Here is a 5,706-nt window from a genome sequence, read left to right on the forward strand (position 1 = left end):
GGACCCTGATCGTGGTGAGGCTCTGCCTGAAAGTCGGCAGAAAAAATAATGCGTTTTTCCTGGGCAGCTTGCCCACACAGGCAGTGCCCCAAGGGAATTTGAGTGCAGTGGTTGAGGATGTCGTCGTCGGCCACATTCCGCTGGGCCGCCAGTTCCAGTGTGTTGTTTTTTTCGTTTAGAATAAAAATGGCCCCCTTGGCCTGAACTTTGAGCCAGGGGACGGTAGAGATGGTATCGAGGGCGATGTGCAGTTTATGGGTGAGAGTCGTTTGCTCCAGAGCGGTGTGGAGTAGGATATAGTTGGCCCTCTGGGCGTGCTGCAGGCGCAGATTGTACGCTTCGGTCTCTTTGCGTTCGGTGACATCCCGCACCACCGCCAGCAGGTATTCCTTGTCGTTTTGGGTCAGGAGTTGCAGATTGGCCTCGGTATGGCGAAATTTTCCCTCCTGGTTGAAGCGCCCTCCTTCCACCAGCAGCTTGTCACGATGACGCACTTCCCGAACCACATCCCGCCAGACACTTCCTTGGGGGCAGATGACCCGGCAGTCGGGCATGGTCATTTCAAAAGGGGCAAAGGGAGGGGAGAGGCCCAGGCGCTCTACGGCTGTGGCGTTGGCATCCAGCAGGAGGCCTGTTTGGGGGTCAAAGATTAAAATTTCATCGTCGGTACGATCAATCAGGTTGCGAAACAGCTTCAGCTCCTGATCTTTTTTCCGGATGGTTTCCTTGTGTCGGTGCAACTCCAGAAAAACCTTCACCTTGGCGAGTAAAATTTGGGGATTGAAGGGTTTGACCAGATAATCCACCGCTCCCAGATCATAGCCTTCAAAAAGGTGCTGCTCATCCTTATAGACAGCTGAGATAAAGATAATGGGGATGTGCTTGGTTTTTTTGACCCCGTTCATCAGCTTGAGAATCTCAAAGCCGTCCAGGTCCGGCATGTGGGCATCCAGCAGAATGACGGAAAATTCTCCCCGCATGATTTGCAGTAGAGCCTCCTGACCGTTATCTGCCAGCACCAGTTCCGCATCCAGCTCCTCCAGCAGGGAGGCGGTGGCGAGGAGATTTTTTTGCAGGTCGTCAACGATCAGAATGCGTGGTTTCATTTCGTTATCCCCCTTCGCCCAGCCAAATGTCGATCATGGAGAGCAGTTTGGGGGGATCCACTGGTTTGGGGAGATAATCGGAAGCCCCGGCATCCAGGCAGCGTTGCCGCTCACCGTGGAGTGCCTTGGCGGTGAGGACGATGACCGGGAGGTTTTGGAGTTTGGGGTTTTTGCGAATTTCTTTCAACACTTCATAGCCATTCATGTCTGGCATCATGATATCCAGAAGTACCATATCCACCGGTTCTTCGGTTTCGTCCTCCAGGCGGTTCAAGCCGATCCGGCCGTTTTCAGCCATGAGAATGGTGGCCTGTTTATCTTCCAGGAGGCTGGTGAGGGCAAAAATGTTGCGCATGTTGTCTTCCACCAGGAGAATGCGCCGCCCTTCCAGGTTGCGGGCAGAGGGCATTTTGTCGGGGCTTTTCTTTAGTGAGGTTGGATCGGTGGTCAGGGCTGCGGTGGATGGTTGCACCTTGGGCTTGCGGCCTGGAATGCCATCGACGACCTCTTTCAGAAAGCGGGTAGACTCCTGGATGCAGATGTCGCTACCAGAGGAGAGGGAGACCATTCGGTAGGCTTTTTTGATGGCGGTTTTGGGGGTCTGAAAACCGGGATGGGCCAGGTGCAACAGTGGCAGGGAGTCCCAACGCACGGCCCCCCGGAGGCGATCCACCAAGCCGGTGATATCCACACCCGACAGCTCGCCGACGACGATGGCCGCTACGGGGTGATAATAGTTGGCGAGAAAGAGTGCGGCTCCCTGATCCCCGGCCACGATCACCCCGAGCCCCAGATTGCGGGCGATTTCATTTTGTTTGCGCACCCGTTCGTGGTCGGTGCCCACCACCAGAATCGATCGATCCGCAGGGCCCAAGGTGCGCCGATCGTCGCGGATGGATTCGAGTCCTTTGTCCCGGGGCTGGGGAGTTTGGCTTGTTTCGATGTTGTCTTCACCTTCAGATTTTTCGCTCTCTACGGCCACCGGGGCACTTGTCACCGGCAGATAGAGGGTGAAAACGCTCCCTTCACCTTCCTGGCTCTTGAGGGTAATACTGCCTTCCAGCAGGGTGGCCAGCTCCCGACAGATGGCGAGCCCCAATCCCGTTCCGCCATATTGGCGATTGGTGCTGTCGTCCACCTGGCGGAAGGGTTCGAAGATCAGCGCCTGTTTTTCTTCAGGGATACCGATGCCGGTATCAGTAACCGAGATGGCGAGCCAATCCTTGGCTTTGGCCATTATTTTAGGGTCGAGATTGTCCGGCTTTCGAGCCTGAAAAGTGAGTTCAATCAGACCTTTCTCCGTAAACTTGATGGCGTTGGAGAGGAGGTTTTTTAAAATCTGTTCCACCCGCTGGCGGTCGGTATAGAGGGCGATGGGCAGCATCCCCTTGAGATTGACTTCAAACAGAACCCCTTTGTCCTGAGCCACATGTCGAAACAGTTTGCCCAGGCTTTCGGCAAGTTCCGTCAGTTTGAGATCATCCTTGAAGATCCGTACCCGCCCGGCTTCGATCCGGGCCAGATCGAGGATTTCGTCGATCAGGGCCAGGAGATCGGAGCCCGCAGCATGGATGGTTTCGGCAAACTCCACCTGCTTGTCGGTGAGATTGCCCTGTTTATTGTCCCCCAGCAGCTTGGAGAGGATCAGCAGGCTGTTGAGGGGGGAGCGCAGTTCGTGGGACATGGAGGCCAGAAAACGGGATTTATAGCCGCTCGTCTGCTCCAGCTGAGAGATGGTATCGTCCAAAACTTTTTGATGAATCGTCAGTACTTGGGCCTGTCTTTGGGTTTCGTCCAGCAGGGTCTGGGTGCGCAGGGCTGCTTGAACACTCCCAATAGCGACAGCGATGGTGCCGCTCACCCGTTCCAGAAGTTTCTGATGCAGCTCGGAAAAGGGATGGATGGCACCCAGAGTCAACACCCCTCGGAGTTGATCGTTATGGATCATGGGGATGGCTAGAACGTCGGTGGGAGCCACTGCCACGGTACCGGCTTCGATGGTGAACGATGTCAGAGAATCGGTGGGAATATCTGCCAGATGAAAGATCTTTTTTTCCAGAGCGGCTTGACCGATGAGCCCTTCCCCCAGCTGAAAGGTTTTCCGTCCGGCTTGCTCCGGGGAGAGGGCAAAACCGGCGGTGAGGTGCAGCAGACCATCCGTTTCCATCAAGTGAATAGCCCCATTTTGGGCCTTGAGATGGTTGGCCAGGAAACCCAGAGCCGTGTGGCACAACGCATCGGTATCGGTGAGCCCCCGCATGCGACTATTGAGTTGGGCTGCACTCTTGAGGATCCAATCCTGCCGGCTGCGGTGTAGATCCAGAGGCCGATAGAGAAAATAGTAGATGACCGGCAACCCACCCAGGCCAATGACCAGAAGATGCAGAGCAATGGATGTCAGTCGGGAAGGGGGCGTGGCAAAGGATTGGGTGAGGAGCATGAGCCCCGCGTGGAGCAGGGCGAGGAGGAGCACAGTGGTTATAAACCGGCAGGGGACTCGGCACCTTTCGGCCCAGCTGGGAATCAGCGGTTTTTCAGGTTGCGACATGGCATTTTTGGCTCCCTCCAGCCAAGCGATTCAGACACCGTTCGGCAACCCTGAAAATATATCAGGAACGGGGGTGAAAAGGGCTGATAATTTTTGTGACCAGCCAAAAAAGTGATATTCAGAGCTGTAATGGTTGGCTGTTAAATGCGGCCCAAGCAATCCGGCCACCAAAAGATGGTGGTGTCATCCTTGCGGGTGAGACCCACTACGGGTCCATCTTGAGAGATGACGAACACCACGGCTCCCGGATGTTGACCGACAAAATTGACCGCTGAGTTGTGGCGGGTGCCATAGCGGGAAAGATCGATGGGGCCGGGATGGTGCATCATGCGTTCGTCGGGCCATCTGAGGGTTTGATGGGGCCAGTGGGGGGCTGCGAGAATTGTTCCGAAGGAGATGGGTCGCAGGGAATGGTCGATGATCAGTGCGCCATCAAGCCGGGTGAGATTGGCCAAAAGTTCCGCATGATCGACGACTTTGCGTTTACACTCCAGAACCGTCTCTTCTATCACATGGCCGTCAGCGACCGGTTGACCGCTGTGGCGGGCCGAGCGGTTTTCTTCACGCATCTGCTCCATGGCACAGAGATCTTCCAGGAGTGGTGCCCCTTTGGGAGCGTCCAGGAGAATATGTTTGGGCAGCATCCAGTGACTGTACTGAGGTTCGTCCACGCCTCCCCAAGGAGCGTTCGGCATCCAGACGATGGTGCCGCCATGGCCCAGTTTGCCCCCTTCCAGCAGAAGTCGGTCGATAAAATGACGATAAATATACCAATATTTGGTGCCACAGCGTTTAAACTCGGAGTGGCTTTTGATCCTTTCCAGGAGGTTCCAGCCCATCAGGCTTGATGTGAAGGGCTTGGAGGCAGGCTCGGAAAGGCGCCCGGCATTGAAGCGGGCAATGAGACGGTTTTCCCGAAAAAAAGAGAGAGAGCCTGCTTGAAAGGTGGAAATGGTCAGTAGATCCGGGGCGGGTATGCCGAAGGGAAGGGGGTCGAATCGGTCCCGGCCTCGGCGGCTGGTAAAGATCGCCCCCCAGATTTCCAGGAGTTGGGGGGTTCCAACGACCGGACTGACTCCAAGAGCTGTGGTCAGGGGATCGAAACCCATCGCCAACTTGTCCAGGGTATCTACGGTAAAGGGGCGTTTTTTGCCAAAGCGGATGTAGATGTTTTCCCCGGGGCGATCGGTCTCCAGATTTTCGACAGGCTCAGTGAGGGTAACGCTCAGGGTCACCGGATGATCCTCCACCCGGTGCAGGCCAGCCAAAAAGACCGTCTCCATGATTCGTTGAACATGGTCGGAAAAGAGGGGAGGTAAATCCTCTTTCTCTTCCTGCTGCCACAGCGCAATCACCTGCTGGATGGTGTGGGTGTCGAACAACATCTGTTCCTCGTCGGGTGTGGTCCCCTCGGTTGATTGAAGCCGATTTTGGTTCGGTTCGGATTTGGCTGCTTCCGGCCTGCTGCGTTCCCTGGCATAAGCCCCTCTTCGGATTTTAGCCAATCCTGGATAGGCGGGTGCCAGGAAAAAAAACGGTCGTTCGTCAGTCAACCATCGCTTCGCGTCAATGGGGCACTCAAATTGACAAAGATTGCGTCTGATTGCCACCCTTTGAATGCAAAACCCGGGTGACCGCCTCCAGCAGCTGGGTCGGCTCAACGGGTTTGGCCAGGGTGTCGTGGGCTCCCAACTCCCGGGCTGTGGTCAAGAGTTGTTGACCAGAAAACCAGGCTCCATCACCGGAGATGGCGATGATTCGGGTTTGGGGATGGTTGCGGATGATCTCCAAAATCAGTTCCAGGCCATCCATATCCGGCATCAAAATAGGGGTGATGATCAGATCGATCCGGTTTTCCCGCAACCATACCAGGGCCTTTTTGCCCGAGGGTTGCGGGATCACCTGATGGCCTTGGTCGAGAAGGGGGTTGATCCAGTCGTTGCCGGTTTCCTGCTTTTCTTCAATAACGAGAATGCGGGCCATGGGGCGGGGGTTCAACCTCTACCAGCCCAGAACCTCCTTTTCCAAACAGAGCGTGGAAATCGGCTTTAA

The 5,706-nt window shown here is 55.6% G+C and carries 4 protein-coding genes; all 4 read right to left on the reverse strand.

What is annotated here, in order from left to right:
• Positions 1-1,106 (reverse strand): response regulator (locus HQL52_19765; protein ID MBF0371680.1); only part of this gene is annotated, 1,106 nt, incomplete at its 3' end.
• Between the two features lie 4 nt (positions 1,107-1,110).
• Entirely contained in the window at positions 1,111-3,654 is a 2,544-nt protein-coding gene (locus HQL52_19770) for a response regulator (protein ID MBF0371681.1), read from the reverse strand.
• A gap of 140 nt (positions 3,655-3,794) precedes the next feature.
• Positions 3,795-5,207, reverse strand: coding sequence for a hypothetical protein (locus HQL52_19775; GenBank protein ID MBF0371682.1), 1,413 nt, complete (start codon positions 5,205-5,207; stop codon positions 3,795-3,797).
• Between the two features lie 25 nt (positions 5,208-5,232).
• A complete protein-coding gene (locus tag HQL52_19780) occupies positions 5,233-5,637 on the reverse strand; it encodes a response regulator (protein ID MBF0371683.1) in 405 nt (134 codons plus the stop codon).
• Positions 5,638-5,706: the final 69 nt, after the last annotated feature.

It is taken from the genome of Magnetococcales bacterium (genome assembly GCA_015232395.1).
GTDB lineage: Bacteria > Pseudomonadota > Magnetococcia > Magnetococcales > JADFZT01 > JADFZT01.

Excerpts from the sequence above, each read along its gene's own strand:
- HQL52_19780 (MBF0371683.1), bottom strand. The coding sequence starts at position 5,637 with ATGGCCCGCATTCTCGTTATTGAAGAAAAGCAGGAAACCGGCAACGAC.
- HQL52_19770 (MBF0371681.1), bottom strand. The coding sequence starts at position 3,654 with ATGTCGCAACCTGAAAAACCGCTGATTCCCAGCTGGGCCGAAAGGTGC.